This window comes from Thalassospira sp. UBA1131 (assembly GCF_002311515.1).
Classification (GTDB): domain Bacteria; phylum Pseudomonadota; class Alphaproteobacteria; order Rhodospirillales; family Thalassospiraceae; genus Thalassospira.
The window spans coordinates 5,714-24,033 of the sequence record NZ_DCAO01000055.1 but is presented as its reverse complement, the minus strand read 5'-3'; the positions used below and the strand labels follow the sequence as shown (position 1 = coordinate 24,033).

At 54.6% G+C, this 18,320-nt stretch carries 16 protein-coding genes; 11 read left to right on the top strand and 5 right to left on the bottom strand.

Annotation, left to right across the window (positions count from 1 at the left end):
• A partial coding sequence (locus tag B3Z49_RS08515) for a glutamine amidotransferase-related protein (protein WP_296989935.1) occupies nt 1-649 on the top strand: 649 nt, incomplete at its 5' end.
• Nucleotides 650-791: 142 nt separating this feature from the next.
• Here the strand turns inward: B3Z49_RS08515 and B3Z49_RS08510 are convergent.
• Nucleotides 792-1,409, bottom strand: coding sequence for an RNA methyltransferase (locus tag B3Z49_RS08510; RefSeq protein ID WP_197146504.1), 618 nt, complete (start codon nt 1,407-1,409; stop codon nt 792-794).
• Between the two features lie 275 nt (nt 1,410-1,684).
• On the opposite strand from B3Z49_RS08510, the gene B3Z49_RS08505 reads away from it, so the two are divergent.
• Both B3Z49_RS08505 and B3Z49_RS08500 read left to right on the top strand, forming a co-directional pair.
• Nucleotides 1,685-1,882 (top strand): CsbD family protein, encoded by a 198-nt coding sequence (locus tag B3Z49_RS08505; RefSeq protein WP_063085705.1) that lies wholly within the window; start codon nt 1,685-1,687, stop codon nt 1,880-1,882.
• Nucleotides 1,883-2,020: 138 nt separating this feature from the next.
• Complete coding sequence (locus B3Z49_RS08500; protein ID WP_063085708.1) at nt 2,021-2,218, top strand: DUF1289 domain-containing protein; 198 nt, start codon at nt 2,021-2,023, stop codon at nt 2,216-2,218.
• Here the strand turns inward: B3Z49_RS08500 and B3Z49_RS08495 are convergent.
• Both B3Z49_RS08495 and B3Z49_RS08490 read right to left on the bottom strand, forming a co-directional pair.
• Nucleotides 2,210-4,174 (bottom strand): sensor histidine kinase, encoded by a 1,965-nt coding sequence (locus B3Z49_RS08495; RefSeq protein WP_296989924.1) that lies wholly within the window; start codon nt 4,172-4,174, stop codon nt 2,210-2,212. The two genes, B3Z49_RS08500 and B3Z49_RS08495, sit on opposite strands and share 9 nt — an antisense overlap.
• The gene (locus B3Z49_RS08490; RefSeq protein WP_296989920.1) at nt 4,164-6,398 is read right to left on the bottom strand and encodes an EAL domain-containing protein; all 2,235 of its coding nucleotides are present in this window, start codon (nt 6,396-6,398) and stop codon (nt 4,164-4,166) included. Before B3Z49_RS08490 ends, B3Z49_RS08495 begins: the two co-directional genes overlap by 11 nt.
• Before the next feature lie 425 nt (nt 6,399-6,823).
• On the opposite strand from B3Z49_RS08490, the gene B3Z49_RS08485 reads away from it, so the two are divergent.
• From B3Z49_RS08485 to B3Z49_RS08475, 3 genes are all read left to right on the top strand, one after another.
• Complete coding sequence (locus tag B3Z49_RS08485; protein ID WP_296989918.1) at nt 6,824-7,597, top strand: HugZ family protein; 774 nt, start codon at nt 6,824-6,826, stop codon at nt 7,595-7,597.
• 218 nt (nt 7,598-7,815) lie between these two features.
• Nucleotides 7,816-9,441, top strand: coding sequence for a phosphoenolpyruvate carboxykinase (locus B3Z49_RS08480; protein WP_008889096.1), 1,626 nt, complete (start codon nt 7,816-7,818; stop codon nt 9,439-9,441).
• 253 nt (nt 9,442-9,694) lie between these two features.
• Complete coding sequence (locus tag B3Z49_RS08475; protein ID WP_296989915.1) at nt 9,695-10,501, top strand: substrate-binding periplasmic protein; 807 nt, start codon at nt 9,695-9,697, stop codon at nt 10,499-10,501.
• A 67-nt stretch (nt 10,502-10,568) separates the two neighbouring features.
• On the opposite strand, the gene B3Z49_RS08470 is transcribed toward B3Z49_RS08475, so the two are convergent.
• On the bottom strand, nt 10,569-12,251 hold the full coding sequence (locus B3Z49_RS08470; RefSeq protein WP_296989913.1) for an EAL domain-containing protein: 1,683 nt from the start codon (nt 12,249-12,251) through the stop codon (nt 10,569-10,571).
• A gap of 459 nt (nt 12,252-12,710) precedes the next feature.
• On the opposite strand from B3Z49_RS08470, the gene B3Z49_RS08465 reads away from it, so the two are divergent.
• The 4 genes from B3Z49_RS08465 (at nt 12,711) to B3Z49_RS08450 (ending at nt 16,943) form a co-directional block, all read left to right on the top strand.
• Nucleotides 12,711-13,406, top strand: coding sequence for a pyrimidine 5'-nucleotidase (locus B3Z49_RS08465; RefSeq protein WP_120223668.1), 696 nt, complete (start codon nt 12,711-12,713; stop codon nt 13,404-13,406).
• 250 nt (nt 13,407-13,656) lie between these two features.
• Nucleotides 13,657-14,514 carry a 2,3,4,5-tetrahydropyridine-2,6-dicarboxylate N-succinyltransferase gene (gene dapD / locus B3Z49_RS08460; protein WP_008889092.1) on the top strand — a complete coding sequence of 286 codons (858 nt, stop codon included), beginning with the start codon at nt 13,657-13,659 and terminating at the stop codon, nt 14,512-14,514.
• A gap of 154 nt (nt 14,515-14,668) precedes the next feature.
• Nucleotides 14,669-15,814, top strand: coding sequence for a succinyl-diaminopimelate desuccinylase (gene dapE / locus B3Z49_RS08455; protein ID WP_296989909.1), 1,146 nt, complete (start codon nt 14,669-14,671; stop codon nt 15,812-15,814).
• A 46-nt stretch (nt 15,815-15,860) separates the two neighbouring features.
• Nucleotides 15,861-16,943, top strand: a complete 1,083-nt coding sequence (locus B3Z49_RS08450) for a 2OG-Fe(II) oxygenase family protein (protein WP_296989907.1) — start codon at nt 15,861-15,863, stop codon at nt 16,941-16,943.
• Nucleotides 16,944-16,960: 17 nt separating this feature from the next.
• On the opposite strand, the gene B3Z49_RS08445 is transcribed toward B3Z49_RS08450, so the two are convergent.
• On the bottom strand, nt 16,961-17,629 hold the full coding sequence (locus tag B3Z49_RS08445; protein WP_296989904.1) for a TetR/AcrR family transcriptional regulator: 669 nt from the start codon (nt 17,627-17,629) through the stop codon (nt 16,961-16,963).
• A 146-nt stretch (nt 17,630-17,775) separates the two neighbouring features.
• Here B3Z49_RS08445 and B3Z49_RS08440 point away from each other — a divergent pair.
• Nucleotides 17,776-18,320, top strand: a 545-nt coding sequence (locus B3Z49_RS08440; RefSeq protein WP_296989900.1) for a glutathione S-transferase family protein, incomplete at its 3' end; no start/stop codon positions are given.

Here is an 18,320-nt window from a genome sequence, read left to right as displayed (position 1 = left end):
GATCGATCACGAAGACAGCTTTGTGCAAAACCTTGCCAGCTACATCCGTGCGACGGGTGCCGAGACGCTCACACTCCGTCCGGGCTTCCCCGATCAGGCGTTTGAGGATTTCAAACCTGATCTGGTGTTCCTGTCACCAGGCCCCGGGCGGCCGGACGACTATCACCTGCGCGACAGCATCGAACGCGCCCTTGCCGCGGGCTTGCCGGTATTCGGGGTTTGCCTTGGTCTTCAGGGGATTGTCGAATTCTTTGGCGGATCACTCGGCCAACTTGTCACACCGATGCATGGCAAACCGTCAAAGGTGAAACTCGATACAACCGATCCGCTGTTTGATGGCCTGCCCGAAGACATCGTTGTCGGACGCTACCATTCCCTGTTTGCCAAGGCGGCTGAAATGCCAGCCGACCTTACGGTCACGGCGCGCAGTGACGACGGGGTGATCATGGGCATCCGCCACAAAAGCCTGCCGATCAGTGCCGTGCAGTTCCACCCCGAAAGCCTTTTGACCCTTCAGGGCGAAGTCGGCATGCGCATGATTGCAAACCTTCTGCACAACCCGCATGGCGAACGCCCGGACGAAGAAATCGAAGAGAACGACGACACGACAAACAAGGAAGATACAGCGACCGATCACAAGGCCGCCTGACCATCATCAAACACCCTGATCTGCGTGGCGTGCCAAGCCCCCCCTGTCAAGGCACCGCAAACCGCAGATCACACACAGCAACGGCCGTGCTCCTCCCTCGCGGCCGTTGCTTCTTTATATTTGGGGCATTGGGTTGCGGTAATCAGGCATCGTCATCATCAAGCGAACCGTCGATTACCGAGTAATCGGGCGGCGGGGCCTGGCGGAATTTTTCCGGGTCACCCTTGCGTTTGTCGCGCGTGCGCGAAATCCAGCCGCCGTAATGGGCTTCGGGCTTGGGTTCGGTCGGCGCACCGGCACGCACCGGGCGCGGGGCAAACCGGCCCAGATTGATCACGCGGTCATACATCACAATATTGGCGGCAATCGCCACATTGACACAGAAACTCATCGGGATCTTGATGATGAAATCGCATTTTTCCTGCATTTCATCAGACAGGTTGCCGCGTTCCGGACCCAGGATATAGGCGGCTTGCGACGGATGCTTGAAGCTTGGCAGTTCTATCGCATCGGGTGTCAGTTCGACCCCCACCATGCGGCAGCCTTGCGGCAGGAACAGGTTTTCGTGATCGGGGAAATGATAGTAGGGCATCTGTTCGCCCGACTTCGATGTGTCGGTGATGTTGGAGCGTTCCTCACGGAAATCTGCATCCACCGTAAACGCAAAACTTGCGCCAAAGGCATGGGCAGAACGAAACAGGGTGCCCACATTCAAAGGCTTGCTTGCCCCTTCAATTCCAATCCCGAAATAGCCGCGCATATCTTCCTCCGTGCCGCACCAGATAGCCGGTCTCGGGCCGGTGCGAAAACAACTCCATAAAAAGAACTGTAGGGGGCTATAGCGCCCCGGGCGCGATATGGCAAGCACACCACGGGCAATGCTGCCACCCGTTGCTGTAACCGGTTGCCCTAACCGAATGCCCTAACTGATCTGGCAAAACAATTTGGAACAACACCGCTGCTGCTTCGTTGATTCTAGCAAAGGGCACAACATCCCTTGGTCGAGCAAACCGTCAACCAAAACAGGAGACGATAATGAATTGGGACCAAATCGAAGGACGTTGGAAACAGCTTACCGGTGACGTCAAAAAACAGTGGGGTCGCCTGACCGACGATGATGTCGATACCATTGATGGCCAGCAAGACAAACTGGTCGGCAAGATTCAGGAAGCCTATGGCATTCAACGCGAAGAGGCCGACCGTCAGGTCCGCGAGTGGTTCAATCGCCTTTAAGTGATTTGATTTAAGCCATAACCGGCCATTTCCCCGTTCGTTTCGCGCGCAGCCCAAGATCCTCCCCTTGATTGCTGCGCGCGAAACTGCTTTTTATGGGTCTGAAATATTTGTTTTCGCGTTTACAGGCCCATCATCATGCCCGTCAAATCCCCGTGCAACGGCACCTGCATGCTTGACCCAAGATCGGGTTACTGCATGGGTTGTTATCGCACCGGTGATGAAATCGGTTCCTGGATGACCATGAGTGACGGCACCAAAAAACGCGTTATTTCCAAGACCCGCCAACGCCGCGCCGAACTCAAAAACGCGACCACTGCAAGCTGTTCAGACTGACCCGGCCGAACGGACGGATGCCAATTGTGCTTCGCCATGAACGGAAAACGGGCTTTCCTGTGTTGCTTCGTAGGACGGGGCGTCCTTTGGCAGGATCATCTGGAATACGGTACCCGATCCGGGGACGGACGAAATCTTGAGCTGACCACCAAGGGTGTTTTGCACCACATTCAAAATGATCGCCAATCCAAGCCCGCTGCCCCCGGTTGACCCGTCAACTGACCAGAATGGCTCGAAAATCTTTTCGTGATTTTCCGGTGCGATACCAATGCCGTTATCAGCAATTTCCAAAAGATAGTTTTCATCATCCCGATTGCTCAGCCTGATGCTGATCTTGCCGGTTTCCCGTCCGACAAAGGCGTGCTGATGGGCATTCATGATCAAACTCAGCAGCACCTGATCAATCGCGTCACTGTAACTGTTCAGATGCGCAGATTGCGGCAGTGCCATCGTCAGTTCAATACCGGTCTTTTCAAACTGTTTGCGCAATGTTCCGACCAGATTGGTAACGACCTTGGTCAGATCAAAATTGCGAAGAACATGAACCGTCTGGTCTGTCGCCGTCTGATTGAAATGTTTCAGAAGTTCCTTGGTCCGGATGATGTTCTTCTGAAGAATTCTGTTGCCTTCCAGAAGGGAGTTGACCGCCTCCATGCGGTCTTCATCAAAGTCGCCTGCCTTGATCAGGCCTTGCTGCAAGTCCTGCAGATCATCGGCCATGGTGGTACTGACCGTAAGCGCATTGCCAAGCGGGGTGCGCATTTCATGTGACACCCCGGCAACAATCCGGCCAAGGGATGCCATGCGCCCCTGAACAAGCAGATCCTTGGTCAAAAGCGCCTGAAGTTGTGCTGTTTGTCGTCGTCGCAGCAACAGATACCCGATCCCCCCCGACAGACCCCAAATCATGATGGTAACGAGGCCAACAAAGATCCCCTCTGCCGTTTTATCCCCTGCCCAGGCCTGATAGGCGGGAGCACTTCCGACCAGATGGAACCTTGCGGTTTCCGAATGCACGCTGCCGCTTGAAAAACTGCTCATCATCCGTTCAACCGGAAGGGTTTCCACCTCGTAAATCAGGCCGTCAAATTCAAAACCAGCCTGTCGATCGACTGATTTGATGCGCTGCCAAAGTTCCGGACTGGCCTGCGCCACAGACGCATTATGCCCAAGCATGAAGCCCCAGTTGCGATCGTCGCTCGCCCCGGCCAGCCAGTATCCGTCGTGATTGATAAGTTCGGTTTGGGTCACACCGTCGGATGCAGTGCCATACGGGATCAATGGCACCCGCATATCCAGATTGACGATCAGATATCCGACAATGCTTTGATCAACGCCACTGATCGGTGCCACCAGCCGGGTTGTCGGACGCAGCGGCATTTCGATCTCGCCGTTTTCGACATTGAGGTCAAGCCTGCTGACATAAACCTGCCCAAGGCGCAAAGACCGGGCTGCTTCGAAATAATAACGATCAGACTTGTCTTGTAGCGCATCATCGGGGGCCACAATCACCTCGTTGCCGCGTGCATCGACCCGGATGGCTTCCATACCGGATGGCAGGATGATCCGAAGCTGGCTGAAACGTTGCACCTCACCTGCCAGTTCCGTGAAATATCTGATCGTCTCATCCGGGCGGGTCTGAAATTCCTCAACTGCCGGATGCAGGATCGACAGGTTCAGGGTCTGGATGGCGGTTTCATACCATTGCTGGATGTCTGCCGCCCGATGGGTAACATCCACAAGCAATCGCCGAACCGTCCGTTCGTCTTCGCGGCTGGACTCAATTGTGTGCCAGAACGCCATCACCCCGAAAAACAGGAACATCCCGCCAAGCGCAAGAACGCCCATGACCTGCCAGAAATAACCGCTCTGATACCATTGCGCCTCGCGTCCATCGACCAGCGGCAGGGCCTGGTCACCCGAAGACGGCGTTTGTACATCCGGATCAGTCATCATCCGACCATCCGTCACAATCCCGGCTTTTCAGCCAGTCGACAAATTCTTCCGGCACAATTCCCGGGCTATACAGGAAACCTTGAGCAAACTGAATGCCAAGATCCTTGCAGATCCTTTGTTGTTCGATGGTCTCGATCCCCTCGGCGACCGCAGAAATTCCAAGGGTTTCTGCAATTTTTGCCGCAGTTTCGGTAACCTGATTGGCCCCTACATCTATCGCAAGCCCACTGATAAATGACTTGTCGATCTTGATGCCGCGTACCGGCAGGATATTCAGATGATTGAGCGACGAATACCCCGTGCCAAAATCATCAAGCCAAATCTCAAACCCAAGGGCCGCCAGTTTCTGAACACAGGCTGTCGCCTCGCCATCATTGGTAAATCGCTGGGTTTCGGTAATCTCAAAACCGACCGTTTCCGGTCCAAGATGATGGGAGTTGCATGCCTCAATCAACTGATCGACGAAATCCATATTGCCGATATCATTTGCCGCCAGATTGATCGCCACCTTCAAGGGCGGCAGGCCCACATGACCGAGCATTTCGTTCAGGTTCCGAACGGCATCAAGGCATTGGAACGTGATCGCACCACTTAATCCTGCCCGCTCGGCCACCGGGATGAAACGCCCCGGCGAGATCGGCTTTCCATCCTCCATCCAGCGACAAAGGACCTCGCTGCCAATGACAGCGCCGGTGTTCAGACAGATCTTCGGTTGAAAAACGAATGTCAGTCTCCGATCCCGCACGGCCTCACGCAAGGCGCCGACCATCCGCAGTGAGCCCTGCACTTCATCGGCCATGGATGGCTCGAACTCAGCCGTGCCACCCGGGCCTCTTTGCTTTTGTTTCAGCAATGTCAGCCTTGCGGCCCGTTGTATATCGCTTGACCGGCGCCCTTGCGGATTACCGCGCACAACACCGATGGTTGCCCGCACGACAACCGGGCTTCCGACAACATCGAACGGATCGTCGAAGATTGCCTCAATGGCGGAAACTTCAAACGTGCCGGTACTGTCAACAAGACCAAGCGTATATTCCCCGACGCGCGCGACAAATACCCCGTCCCCCGCCACGGCGCGCAAGCGTTCATAAACCGCGGTAATAATCCGCTCGAAATAATTGACACCAAATGCAACGCAAAACTGGGCGGCATCTTCGATGGCGATCATTGCGACGATGGCTGCATCGCTGCCATTTCGCGTCATATGCATCAGTTCGCGATCAAACGCGTTCTGATTGGGAAGGCCGACACGCTGATCGACAAACGCCAATTCGGCCAACTCGTTCATCAATGCCAGATTGTCAAAACAGATCCCGAGATTGGTGGCAAAAACTTCAACCAACACAGTGCCTTCCGGGCTTAAGACATGATCATGGACCAAATAGATCAGCATCCGGCGTCCCGTATCACTTCGATGGCTAAACAGGATCTTGTTGCCTGAAATGATCGGTGCCGTGCGGCCTTTGTTCCCCGATGAAATCAGGTGATGGTCGATGTCTTCAACTTCCGAAAGGTTTTTGCCGACACACGAAGCAAACCGCCCGACACCCGACAACACCACAAGATCATCTTCGCGGGCTGGCAAGTTACCCAGGGCACAAATGCCGCCTTGCGGGCTGACGCGCAGGATTGCGGCAAGCTGGGTCAGAACACCTTCGGCAAAGATGTCGATACTCTTGTTTTGATAAAGGTATTGCGTGCCCTCGATCACCAGCTCAAGGCCGGTGCGCGTCCCCTTAAGAGCCCGCACATAGTCAACCGCCCGGATCGCCGTTGTCAGCGATGTGACAAGACGGGTGCGGGTCAACTCGTCCTTTGACCAGTAATCATCAACTTCGTAATCGCGGATGACTTCCTTTTCCGGCGCATCGCCGGGATATCCAGTACGCAATATGATGCGCTGTTCGCGGTATCCTTCGGCACGGATTTCCTCGACCAGACGCAATCCGCTATCGGGACGCTCCATCACGATATCCAACAGAATGACCGCGATATCAGGTGTTTCACGCAGAAGTTTCAGCGCCTCTTCGGCCGAAAAGACGTGGATCAGTTCAAGGGACCGCCCGAGGATTTTCACCCGCCCAAGGGCGAAGTCCGTCGCCTCGTGAACATCCCTGTCGTCATCGACGACCAGAATACGCCAACTTGTATCGCCTTGCCGCGCGTCATAGGCGCTTGAAGCTATCCTTGACGACGAGGTTTCCGGCATTACGGGCTCAATCAACGTTGTTTCCCTTGTTCATTCGCGCACCTGCCCGCGACAAGAACCGGATCGGTCCGCAAACAACCATTTCCCGATGCTTTTACGCACGAACAGCCGCGTGATGCCCTCACAAAGGGCGCAAAATCAATATCCCCGAAACGACCCCTTACCATCTCTTGATACAGTATCCTCTGATATGCGATATGGGATCACCCAAACGCGATTACAGCCCAATGATTGGCAATTTTCTGGTTCTTTCCGACGATGTTCGATTCTTGAACTCGGCCCCAATGGTAAACGTGCGTACGGGACGCAATTTTTTCAACCTATGCGATATCCGATTTGATGTTTTTACGCGCATTTACACGTTCTGCCGGACGCGGTTGCGCTGTCGGCAAGTTGGCTTTATCTGTTGATAGGCAACAATCACAAGGCACCGGCATCCCATGTCATCAGATACCGCACCGTCATCACACGCCCTGCGCCAGATGCTGCGTCATGCCAGACGGGCGGTTCTGGCAACAACCGCGCACGATCACGCTCAGATCCCTGATGGCTGGCCGGTGACATCGATGGTTGTTCCGGCCTGCGACATCGATGGTACGCCCTGCCTTCTGATTTCCGAACTTGCCGATCACACCCGTCATATCAAGGCCGACAATCGCGTTTCGCTTCTGGTGACAAACCACGATCTGGCGGAAAAAAGCGATGGTACGGCCATAATAGAAACCGATACCGCCCGACTAACCATCTTCGGGCGTGCCATGCCGGTAACAGCCGCCACTGACCTTGACCGGGTGAAAAAACGCTATCTGCAAACCCATCCCGATGCCGCCCAATATGCCGGGTTTGCCGATTTCGGGTTCTATCGGGTGGTAATCACGGCTGCCTATTGGGTGGGCGGATTTGGCAAACAACGCCGCCTTTCGGGTGACAAGCTGATACCCGCAGATATCACCCCCCTGATCGACGGCCATGACGGGATCGTTGCGCATATGAATGCCGATCATGCCGATGCCATTTCCGGCATTGTTGGTCACTTTACCACCGCCGACCCCAGTGCTGGCTGGCAGATGCAATCGATTGATTGCGATGGCATGGTTCTGACCGCCAATTCGGTCGATGTCGCACCGCTTAGAATCGACTTCCCGGCCCCGGTCCGAACGCCGGACGAAGCACGCGAAATTTTGGTCAAAATGTGCAAAATATGGCGCGCATAAGTCGGACCATTTGTATTCTGAACATTAAACCCGCGACCCTGAAAATGTAATTTTCGCAAACGCAAAAACTCTTACGTTTTCCTAGGTATAAGGCAAAAGGAGCGGTTGCTTTTAAGACACCTTTGTAACAATATGTCTCAGCGCTTCCGATTACCCACAATTGGCAGTGTAAAATAGGACATTAACCCCCAGATTTTCATTCCCACCAGGAGAGTTTCGTGCTGCAATCAGGACCCGTTGTCAGCCGTGTAGGCCTTGAAACCCATGGCCTCAAAAACCTTGGCGCCGTTCACTGGAACCTTGACGCTGCCGGCCTTTATGAACATGCGATCCGTCGCAACGAAGGTAAAATCGCCAAAGGCGGTGCCTTTGTCGCCCTTACCGGCGAACATACCGGCCGTTCCCCGCTGGATCGCTTCATCGTCGAAGAAGAAAGCACCAAGGCAGATATCGATTGGGGCGATGTAAACCGCCCGGTCAGCCCGGAAGTATTTGAGCGCCTCTATCAGAAAGTGCGCGCATATTTCCAGGGCACCGAACTGTTCGTTCAGGATTGCTTTGCCGGTTCCGATCCGCGTTTCCGCCTGCCGGTGCGCGTGATCAACGAAAACGCATGGCATAACCTTTTTGCCCGCAACATGTTCATCCAGCCGCAGAAAGAAGAACTGCGCGACTTCGCGCCGGAATTCACCATTCTGCATGCACCGGGCCTTCAGGCAGACCCGCAAGACGACGGCACCCGCTCCGAAGTCTTCGTGATGGTCAGCTTCGAACGCAAAATGGTCATCATCGGCGGCACCTGGTATGCCGGCGAAATGAAGAAATCGATCTTCTCGGTTCTTAACCACATCCTGCCAGCCAAGGGCGTCATGCCGATGCATTGCTCGGCCAATATGGGCAAGAATGGCGATACCGCCGTGTTCTTTGGCCTGTCGGGCACCGGTAAAACCACGCTTTCTGCTGACGCATCGCGCACCCTGATCGGGGATGACGAGCACGGCTGGGGCGAAGACGGCGTCTTTAACTTCGAAGGCGGCTGCTATGCGAAGGTGATCAAACTTTCGCGCGAAGCAGAACCGGAAATCTTTGCAACGACCGAGCGTTTCGGCACCGTTCTTGAAAACGTTGTGATGAACAAGCAATCGCGCGAGCTTGATCTCGACGATGCCCGTCACACCGAAAACACCCGTTCTTCCTATCCGATCGAATTCATTCCGAATGCGTCGGAAACCGGTCGTGGTGGTCACCCGAAAAACATCATCATGCTGACCTGTGATGCCTTTGGCGTTCTGCCGCCGATCGCAAAACTGTCCTCGGCACAGGCGATGTACCACTTCCTGTCGGGTTACACCGCGAAAGTTGCTGGCACCGAAAAAGGTGTCAAGGAACCGACTGCTGCGTTCTCGGCCTGCTTCGGCGCACCGTTCATGCCGCGTCATCCGTCAGTTTACGCCAAGCTGCTTGGCGAAATGATGGAAAAACACGAAGCCAATTGCTGGCTGGTCAATACCGGCTGGTCCGGCGGCGGCTATGGCGTTGGTTCGCGCATGAAGATTGCCTATACCCGTGGCCTGCTCAATGCTGCGCTGAATGGCGATCTTGAAAATGCCGAATTTGCGACCGATCCGTTCTTCGGGCTGGCCTATCCGACCGCATGCGGCGATATCCCGGCCGATGTTCTGAACCCGCGCGAAAGCTGGAAAGACAAGGCTGCCTATGACAAGGCTGCCACCAACCTGACCGGCCTGTTTGAAAAGAACTTCGCGAAGTTCGAAGAACATGTCACTGACGATGTCCGCGAAGCTGCCATCCGCAACAGCGCGGAAGTCAAAGCCGCCGAATAAAATCGGGCATGGATATTCAAAAAGGCCGGTGTTTGACACCGGCCTTTTTTATTGGCGCAACATATCTTAACAGTATTTCTACCTTAAATTGCTTCACTCATCGTGTGAAAAGCGCATGCCAATCACCGGAAACGTGATAGCATGTTGATCTCGTTGTTCTTTTTAGAATGATTGCAGCAAATTCGTGACAAACCGGGCCGATATTTCCTTGCATGTGCCTTTGCGGTGCTTTGTTCTCAACGGGCGCCGAAACTTGCGCGCGTTCGCACAGGTCATCAGCCTGATCCTTGTTGCATTGGCCCTTATTGGCACTGGCAAACCGGCATCTGCCCAGAACACGCTGATACCACCCGCCGGGAACCAGCAAACAGTGACACTGGCCTGCAATCCTTTTCCGCCTTCAAAGATTGCCGCAGACGCGGCCCTGCCCGGATATGACATCGAAATTCTGCGCGCTGCCTTTGCAACCCGCAACATCACTCTGATCACGCCATTTTACCCTTGGCGACGGGCCTATTTTCTTGCCCGTACCGGACAGGTCGATGGCCTGTGTTCGTGCAGTTACCTGCCTGAACGCGAAGAGGACCTGTTTTATTCTTATCTGCTGGGACATGTCCGCGTGGCGTTCTATGCCATGGGCGAGAACGCCCTGACATCAATTGAAAAGATTGCCGATGCCAGGAACATGATTGTAGGCGTCGTCAACGGCTATAGCCTCGAAGTAACTGCACGCCATGCCGGACTTGATGTTCTCGTGGTTAATAGCGAAGCCACCCTGCTTGATATGCTGCTGTCACGTCGTATTGATGCCGCCTTGTCCTATAAGGCGCCGATGGAGTACGAGTTGCACAATTCGGAACACAATTTTAGCGGGGCCGGTCAAATTTACTTCAAGGTGATTTCGAACAATCCCTACTATTCCTGCATCTCGCGTAAAGCCAAGGACCCAAAGGCCCTCTTGACCGAGTTAAACAACGGCCTTGTCACAATCCGGGAAAATGGCCTGTTTGAAAAAATCCTCGCCCGATATGGCGTGACTGCCGGGGACAGCAAAAACTGATCGGGCCAGTTAACGCCGCATCGCGCGGCTCAATTTCTCCGCCTGGAAATGTCCTCGCCTGCCAGCATCACCGCTTGTAAACAGAATCACGCCAATACAGCGTAATGTCGGCTTCTGGCTTGCCGAACAGATAGCCCTGCGCATAGTCAAAACCGGCCTTGGTCACAAGTTCACGCATCTTGTCTGTCTCGATCATCTCGGCGACAACCTCGACATTGATGTCGTGGCACAGATCGACAAGCGATCGCAGGAACGCCAGCCCCTTGGCCGTCTTGGTCGATTGCCGAATTGATTCGCCATCAATCTTTACATAATCGATATCCATTGCGCTGAGATACCGGAAGTTCGACGCACCCGTGCCGAAATCATCAAGGCAGATCTCGACCCCGAATTCACGGAAACGGGCAATCCATTTTGCCGCCGTATCGATATCTGTGATTTCGGCGGTTTCGGTGATCTCAAGCATCAATTGGCCAAGTGCCTCGCGATGGCGCTCAAACAGCGCAATCACAGACCGGCAAAAATCCGGATTTCCAAGCGAATGGCCGGAAATATTCACAGCAACCCGGGCTGTTATCCCCTGATCAAGCTGGGAGGTGATCCATTTCAGGTTTCGGCGCAACATCGCCAGATCAAGACGATGGACCATATTGACCTGCTCGGCAAAACTGACCAGTTCCTGTGTCGGGATCAGTTTGCCATCATCGTCATAGAACCTTACCAGCACTTCGAAATGATGGATTTCCGCATTCGGCAGGCGCACGATCGGCTGATACACCGTGTCGAACTTCAACTGATCGACCCGGGTGCCAAAATCCTGCATCGCCGAAAAGGTATTGTTGACCAGATTATCCGCCTGCCCCATCAGGCGCGAAAACGTAAAGCTGTGCTCCTGTCGGTCACAGAACCGCCGGATGGAATACAAAACCCCGCGCGCCAGATCGCCCGGTGGGATCAGCTCGGCGGTAAAATCGGTCACGGATGAACTGACCTCGATGCCAACCCCGGTCGGATCGGCATCGCGCACACATTCCTCGATCCGTTTTTCAAGATCGCCAATCGGGACATCTGCGCGATGTAACATGCCAAATTGTTCTGTCCCCAGTCGCCCGGCCGTGTCGCCCGCAACCGAATGGGCGCGCAGAAAGGCTCCGACGCTGGCCATCATTTCCGCCTGTTCGATCTGTTTCATCCGCGCGCATAGCGGATCAAACGCATTGAGGGTCATCAGGGTAAATTTGTGCTCGATCCCGGTTTCCCGGCGCGCTATCAACCGTTCCGTGACGACCTTTGACAGGCTTTCCTCATCAAGAAGTCCCGTAGCAGTGTCGCGCTGAAGGCTGGCGGCAACATCGGGCGACAGGGCATTGATCGCAACCCTGAGTGCCACAAAGAAATGATCGCCAAGGTCAGGCAGGAAATAGCCGCTCATGGAAACCGGCGGGCTTAACATGTCGGCCTGCTGATTAAAGCGGACCTGAATATTGTCCATGCGCCCGCGACGGCGCGCGACCCGCAACATCTCTGTCACCAGCGGGCGATACTGTTTTGCCAGGAATTGGATGAACGACTTCCCCGACAGGTCTTGTGGCCGATGCCCCAAAATCCCGTCTGATGCGCCAGAGGCAAAAACAATGCGCAGATCCCCGTCCAGTTCCAGAAGAAGATCCCCCCAGACAAAGGCCAATGCCGCAAAACGGTTTCTCTCTTTGCGCAGTTCGGTTGTTCGCGCCTTTATAAGTTTATCCAATGCACCCTCTCACGCTGCCCGGATCAACAAGTGATTCCCTTCCCCCGAGCACGGAAACCAGTCTGATCGCCTTAATGGCTTTCGGTCATTTTCACTGCTTCTACTTAACAAGGGTTTTACAAAACCTGAATTTCCTATGCGGACGGATAATAATGTCCTCGCCCGGTTTTCCGGGCCGAACCTCCATCACATTTGGCACGCGCAGTCCAAGGCCCCAGACATGGATCCCAAACAAGAACCCAATATATGTTTGCTCTTTTTGGCCGTTTTAAACCCCTGTGCAGTTCACGCTGGGCAGCATGCAATTCAACGGCGAACAAATGACCACGGGTACACCATTTTTGGTTCTGATTGATCCTGATGGTTTGCAACACCGTAAGGATCGCATACAAATGTCGACTGTCTGACACGCGCGCCAGGCACGTCTGTCCCACAAGCATATCCGGAAGGCCCCAGATCATGACCACCGCCCCGAAACGCAGATCCGAATTGCCCCGTGTCGACGATGACAGCGTTCTGATCTTTGATCTCGACAACACGCTTTATCCGGCGGCCTGCAATCTGTTTTCACAGGTGTCTGATCTGATCGGGCAATATGTCCGTGACGCGCTGAAACTTGAGGCAACCGAAGCCCACCGGGTGCAAAAGGACTATTTCCATCGCTATGGCACCACCTTGCGCGGGTTGATGACCGAACATGAGATCGATCCGGCCGATTACCTTGCCAAAGTCCATGACATCGATCTGTCCGTGGTAGACCCGGCACCGGATCTTGCCAGCGCGCTGAATGATCTTCCGGGCCGCAAACTGATTTTCACCAATGCCTCGCGCGGCCATGCCGAACGGGTCATGGATCGCCTCGGTATTGCTGATCATTTCGAAACCATCTTTGACATTGTCGATGCCGAATACATCCCCAAGCCCAAGCAGGAACCCTATGACCTGCTTCTGGCGCGCGATGGCATTGACCCGACCCGTGCGGTCTATTTCGAAGACATGGCCAAAAACCTTCTGCCGGCCAAGGATATGGGCATGACCACCGTCTGGGTGCATACCGATCTTGAATGGGCGCAGGCCGGCCGCGATGATCCGCGCATTGATCATGAAACGGATGATCTTGTCGGCTTCTTGCGCGGGCTTAACAACGGATCGTAACCCCCCGTTAAAGCTGCGCCCAATCAGGGTGCTTCACTTCCCCGCTACCGGGCACGGTAGCGCTGATTTGTCATCGTTCCAGGATTGAGCTTGGCGGTATGATCGGCTATGTCTAACGGCCATACGGGATCAGGAACGGAAATCTGCCTGAGACAGGCGTTTCTACGTAAACTGGCGGAGTTGACTTGCGCGCGCGCATTGACCATTCTCCGCCGACGCAATTTTGGCTGACCGCAAGGACCTTCGAAAAATGAACAGAACCGAGCTTGAAGGCGTGATCAACGTCGCATGGGAAAACCGCGACGAGATTAACTCCTCTACCCAGGGTGAAATCCGCAAGGCTGTTGAACAGACGCTTTCCGCCATGGATTCCGGCGACCTGCGCGTTGCTGAAAAATCAAAGGCCAGCAACGAAAGCAAGTGGGTTGTCAATCAGTGGGCCAAAAAGGCGGTTCTGCTGTCCTTCCGTCTCAACGACATGACCACCATCGCAGGTGGTCCGGGCGAAAACACCAACTGGTGGGACAAGGTTCCGTCAAAGTTCGAAGGTTGGGGTGAAGCCGAATTCAAAAAGGCCGGTTTCCGTGCTGTTCCGGGCAGCATCGTGCGCCGTTCGGCCTATGTCGCACCGGGCACCGTTTTGATGCCGTCCTTCGTGAACCTTGGCGCCTATGTTGATACCGGCGTGATGGTCGACACCTGGGCAACGGTTGGATCGTGTGCGCAGATCGGCAAGAACGTTCACCTGTCGGGTGGTGCGGGTATCGGTGGCGTGCTGGAACCGCTTCAGGCTGGCCCGGTCATCATCGAAGACAACGCCTTTATCGGCGCACGTTCGGAAATCGTCGAAGGTGTGATCGTCGAAGAAGGAGCCGTCATTTCGATGGGTGTCTTCATCGGCGCATCGACCAAGATCATCGACCGCACCACCGGCGAAACCTTTGTCGGTCGCGTTCCGGCCTATTCCGTGGTCGTTCCGGGCAGCATTCCGGGCAAGCCGCTTCCGGATGGAACCCCGGGGCCGAGCCTCTATTGCGCGGTCATCATCAAACGCGTTGATGAAAAGACCCGCTCGAAAACCTCGATCAACGAATTGCTGCGCGACTGATCTGCGACACGCAATGTGATCATGATATAAGGGGCGAAACGGATGGCTGTTTCGCCCCTTAATGTATATTTGTTCCTATTTTGTTTCACGTGAAACACAAAAATAGGTTCAAATTCCTATAAAAATACAAACAACTAAGACCAAGAGAGTGCCAATGTCGACCGCCCTTGAACTTGCACAATCCCTGATCCGCTGCCCGTCGGTTACTCCCGCCGATGAAGGCGCGCTTAATGTGTTGCAGAAGGCGCTGGAGGCACGGGGATTTAAGTGCACGCGCAAGGTCTTTGACGGTGATGACAGTGATGCGATCGACAACCTTTATGCCCGTCTGGGGACCAAGGGCCGCAATTTCTGTTTTGCCGGTCATACCGATGTGGTGCCCGCTGGCGATGTTGCCGCCTGGACCGTCGATCCGTTCGGCGGCGAAGTCAAAGACGGCCGTCTGTTTGGCCGTGGTGCGGTGGACATGAAAACCGGCATTGCCTGCTTTGTTGGTGCGGTTGACGCGTTCCTTGCTGCCCATCCGGATTTCGATGAAAGCATCTCGCTCCTGATCACCGGCGACGAAGAAGCCGATGCGATTAACGGCACGGTCAAGCTGGTCGAATGGTGCGATCAGCAGGGCGAGAAATTTGACGCCTGTCTGGTCGGCGAACCGACCAACCCGAAATATCTGGGCGAGATGATGAAAGTCGGCCGCCGTGGCTCCATCACCGGCTGGCTGACGGTTTATGGCGCACAGGGTCATGTCGCCTATCCACATCTGGCCGACAACCCGGTCCCGCGCATGATCAAGACTTTGGATGTGCTCAATTCCCGCGAGCTTGATCAGGGCACCGATCATTTCCAGCCCAGCAACCTTGAAATCACCACGGTTGATGCCGGAAATACCGCGACCAACGTGGTTCCGGCCAAGGTCAGTGCAGCGTTTAACATCCGCTTTAATGATCAGCACACAGGTAGCGATCTTAAAAAATGGATCGAGGATGTCTGTGCCGAGCATGCCGGTGCGCACGATCTCAAGGTCAAGATTTCCGGCGAGGCGTTCCTGTCCAATCCGGGCAAGCTCGCCAACCTGATTGCGGATGCCTCGGAAAAGGTTACCGGCAAGCGGCCTGAAATGAGCACGACCGGCGGCACATCCGATGCGCGCTTCATTCAGAAATACACCGAGGTCGCCGAATTCGGTCTGGTCGGACAAAGCATGCACAAGGTCGATGAACACGCGATGGTCGATGACATCGAAAACCTTGTGAGAATTTACAGCGAAATTTTGTCCGGGTACTTTGTTTCTTCGTAATCAACGGCGACACGTTTCCTTTTTCTGACTTTCTGGATTTTCGATCATGACCGGTTCAGCGCAGCAGCCCCAAAAAATCAAAAGTCTTGAAGCAGGAGACTTTGTCCCGAAGATCGTCCTGCCCGACACCGCAGGCAGCAATGTTGACCTGGCCGACCAGCTTATTGCGGGCAACACGCTGGCCTTGTGGTTCTTCGATGAAAAACCCGGCAAAGCTGAGTGGGAGAAAATTGATCAGTTCCGCGATGCGACCACAGATGCCGAAGTGCTGCATTTCATCGTAATTGGCGGAAAGAAAAGCCCGAAGAAATCTGGCAAATCCAGCGCGAAGGCAGCCGAGCTTTATGACTTGGAAAACAGGGTGCGTATGCTATTTGCCTGTGCAGATGGCAGTGTTGCCCTGATCGATCCAAACCATCGTCTGAGCAAAATCGGCTCGATATCGGAACTTGATGATCTGATCGCAGCCTGCAATGCAATTGCGGCACAAACGGCCCCGGAGCCAGCATCCTATCAGGCGCCGGTTCTGGTGATGAAGGATGTGCTTGAGCCAGAATTGTGCGCAGCGTTGATCAAATACTGGGAAGCGGGCGAAAAGAAGGCCGATGGCGTTTCCCAGGGGGATATCAGCAGCGGCACAGCAAAGGCCAATATCAAGAAACGCAACGACGTGGTCCTACTTGATGAAGATCTTTTCAATCAGGTCAAAACCAGACTGATTACCCGTTTGATGCCCGAACTGATGAAGGCTTTCCATTTCAGGACCGCCAGTATGGAAGCCTTGCGTATCGGGTGCTATGACTCAGCCGATCAGGGTCATTTTGGCCGCCACAGAGACAATCGAACCGCCTTCACAGCCCATCGAAGATTTGCGGTATCTCTGAACCTGAACCCGATTGATTACGAAGGGGGTCAGGTGCGCTTCCCGGAATATGGCCGGGCAGTTTATGCGCCGCCGCCCGGTGGTGCAGTCGTGTTTTCATGTTCGCTTTTGCATGAAGCCTTACCGGTTACCAAGGGTCGGCGATTTGCGATTTTCACCTTCCTGACAGACGAGGCCGGTGCGCTGGCCGAGCAGAAAATGATGGCTGAACGCAAAAAGCAAATCACACCGCTTGCAATGAAATAGTCACGAGACCCCGGTAGCTATTTCGCAATTGCTGTCGCCAGATGTTGGTGACGGGAGCGTGAGATACTTTCCCGACTTGCCGCGAGGATATCGTCGGCCGTCTCATCATCGACTGCACGGCTTAGCACCACTGCCCCGACCAGCATCGCCAACATGGATGTGGCTTCGGTGCGGTAACCATCAGGAACATCCGGCAGCACGGACGCACCATCAACCGGGACGGGCTTGTCCATGCCCGGAACACCGTCTTCCTTTGCCAGTTTCCAGGCAAGTTTGCCCGATGCCTGATCAATCAGCTTTGAAAACGCTGCACGCGCCTGATCGCCAGAGCGTGAGACTTCGGACGACAGGGTTGGCAGCGCACATCCAAGTTCGGGGTTATCAATATGCACCCGTGACAGATAGAGTTCGGCAAAGGATGTCACCCAGTCGCTTCCGGACAGCTCGGCCTTGCGCAATTTTGCCAGCACGGGCGATGACAGAAGCGACATGCCGTTTTCAACGCAGGCAACAAACAGGGCTTCCTTGTTCTTGAAGTGGGCATAGAACCCGCCACGGGTCAGCCCGGCCGCTGCCATGACCTGATCAATCGTGACATTTTCAAACCCGTGCTTTTTAAACAGCGCACTTGCCGCATTAACGATGCGAATGCGGGTTTTGGGTTTGTGCGTCGGAGCATAGGGCATTTCGAACTCCACCAGGTAATCAGAACGTCATCGAATGTTTGGATCGGGCGACAGATCCACCATGACACATTCTGATAATATGTTCTTGAACATATTATGGGGGACGTAATCCTGTCTGCAAGTTCACCGAACAAAAGGGTCTTGCCATGTCGGATGTCACAATTATCGGAATGCCGCGCAGTAACCTGACACGCACGGTTCGCATTGCCTGTCTGGAAAAGGAAATACCGTTCGCGTTCAGCAGCCGGAATGTCCAGCCACCCGGCCATCCGGCAACACCGGAACTGTTGCGCAGCAACCCGTTTGGCAAGGTGCCAGTCCTGACCCACGGGCCGTTCATCCTGTATGAAACCGCCGCCATTTGCCGCTATATTGATGATAATTTCCCCGGGCCGTTATTGCGCCCGGTGTATGCCGAAAAAGCGGCCCGCATGAACCAGTGGATCAGTGTCGCCATGACCCGGCTTGATCCGGACATCATCCGTAATTTCGTCATTCCGATGTTTTTTGCCGATGATGTCAAACGTCGTGACCCGGCATTTACCACCCGTATGAACGAGATGGCGGACCGCATCCGTCATGATCTTTCTGCCCTTGATGCTGCTTATGGCGATGGCTGGGTTTGTGGTGACCGTTTCACCATTCCCGACATGATGATCATGCCGATGATCCATTATCTGAACGCGATGCC

Excerpts from the sequence above, each read along its gene's own strand:
- B3Z49_RS08445 (WP_296989904.1), bottom strand. The coding sequence starts at position 17,629 with ATGCCCTATGCTCCGACGCACAAACCCAAAACCCGCATTCGCATCGTT.
- B3Z49_RS08510 (WP_197146504.1), bottom strand. The coding sequence starts at position 1,409 with ATGCGCGGCTATTTCGGGATTGGAATTGAAGGGGCAAGCAAGCCTTTG.
- B3Z49_RS08505 (WP_063085705.1), top strand. The coding sequence starts at position 1,685 with ATGAATTGGGACCAAATCGAAGGACGTTGGAAACAGCTTACCGGTGAC.
- dapE (WP_296989909.1), top strand. The coding sequence starts at position 14,669 with ATGTCGACCGCCCTTGAACTTGCACAATCCCTGATCCGCTGCCCGTCG.
- B3Z49_RS08450 (WP_296989907.1), top strand. The coding sequence starts at position 15,861 with ATGACCGGTTCAGCGCAGCAGCCCCAAAAAATCAAAAGTCTTGAAGCA.
- dapD (WP_008889092.1), top strand. The coding sequence starts at position 13,657 with ATGAACAGAACCGAGCTTGAAGGCGTGATCAACGTCGCATGGGAAAAC.
- B3Z49_RS08500 (WP_063085708.1), top strand. The coding sequence starts at position 2,021 with ATGCCCGTCAAATCCCCGTGCAACGGCACCTGCATGCTTGACCCAAGA.
- B3Z49_RS08465 (WP_120223668.1), top strand. The coding sequence starts at position 12,711 with ATGACCACCGCCCCGAAACGCAGATCCGAATTGCCCCGTGTCGACGAT.
- B3Z49_RS08495 (WP_296989924.1), bottom strand. The coding sequence starts at position 4,174 with ATGATGACTGATCCGGATGTACAAACGCCGTCTTCGGGTGACCAGGCC.
- B3Z49_RS08485 (WP_296989918.1), top strand. The coding sequence starts at position 6,824 with ATGTCATCAGATACCGCACCGTCATCACACGCCCTGCGCCAGATGCTG.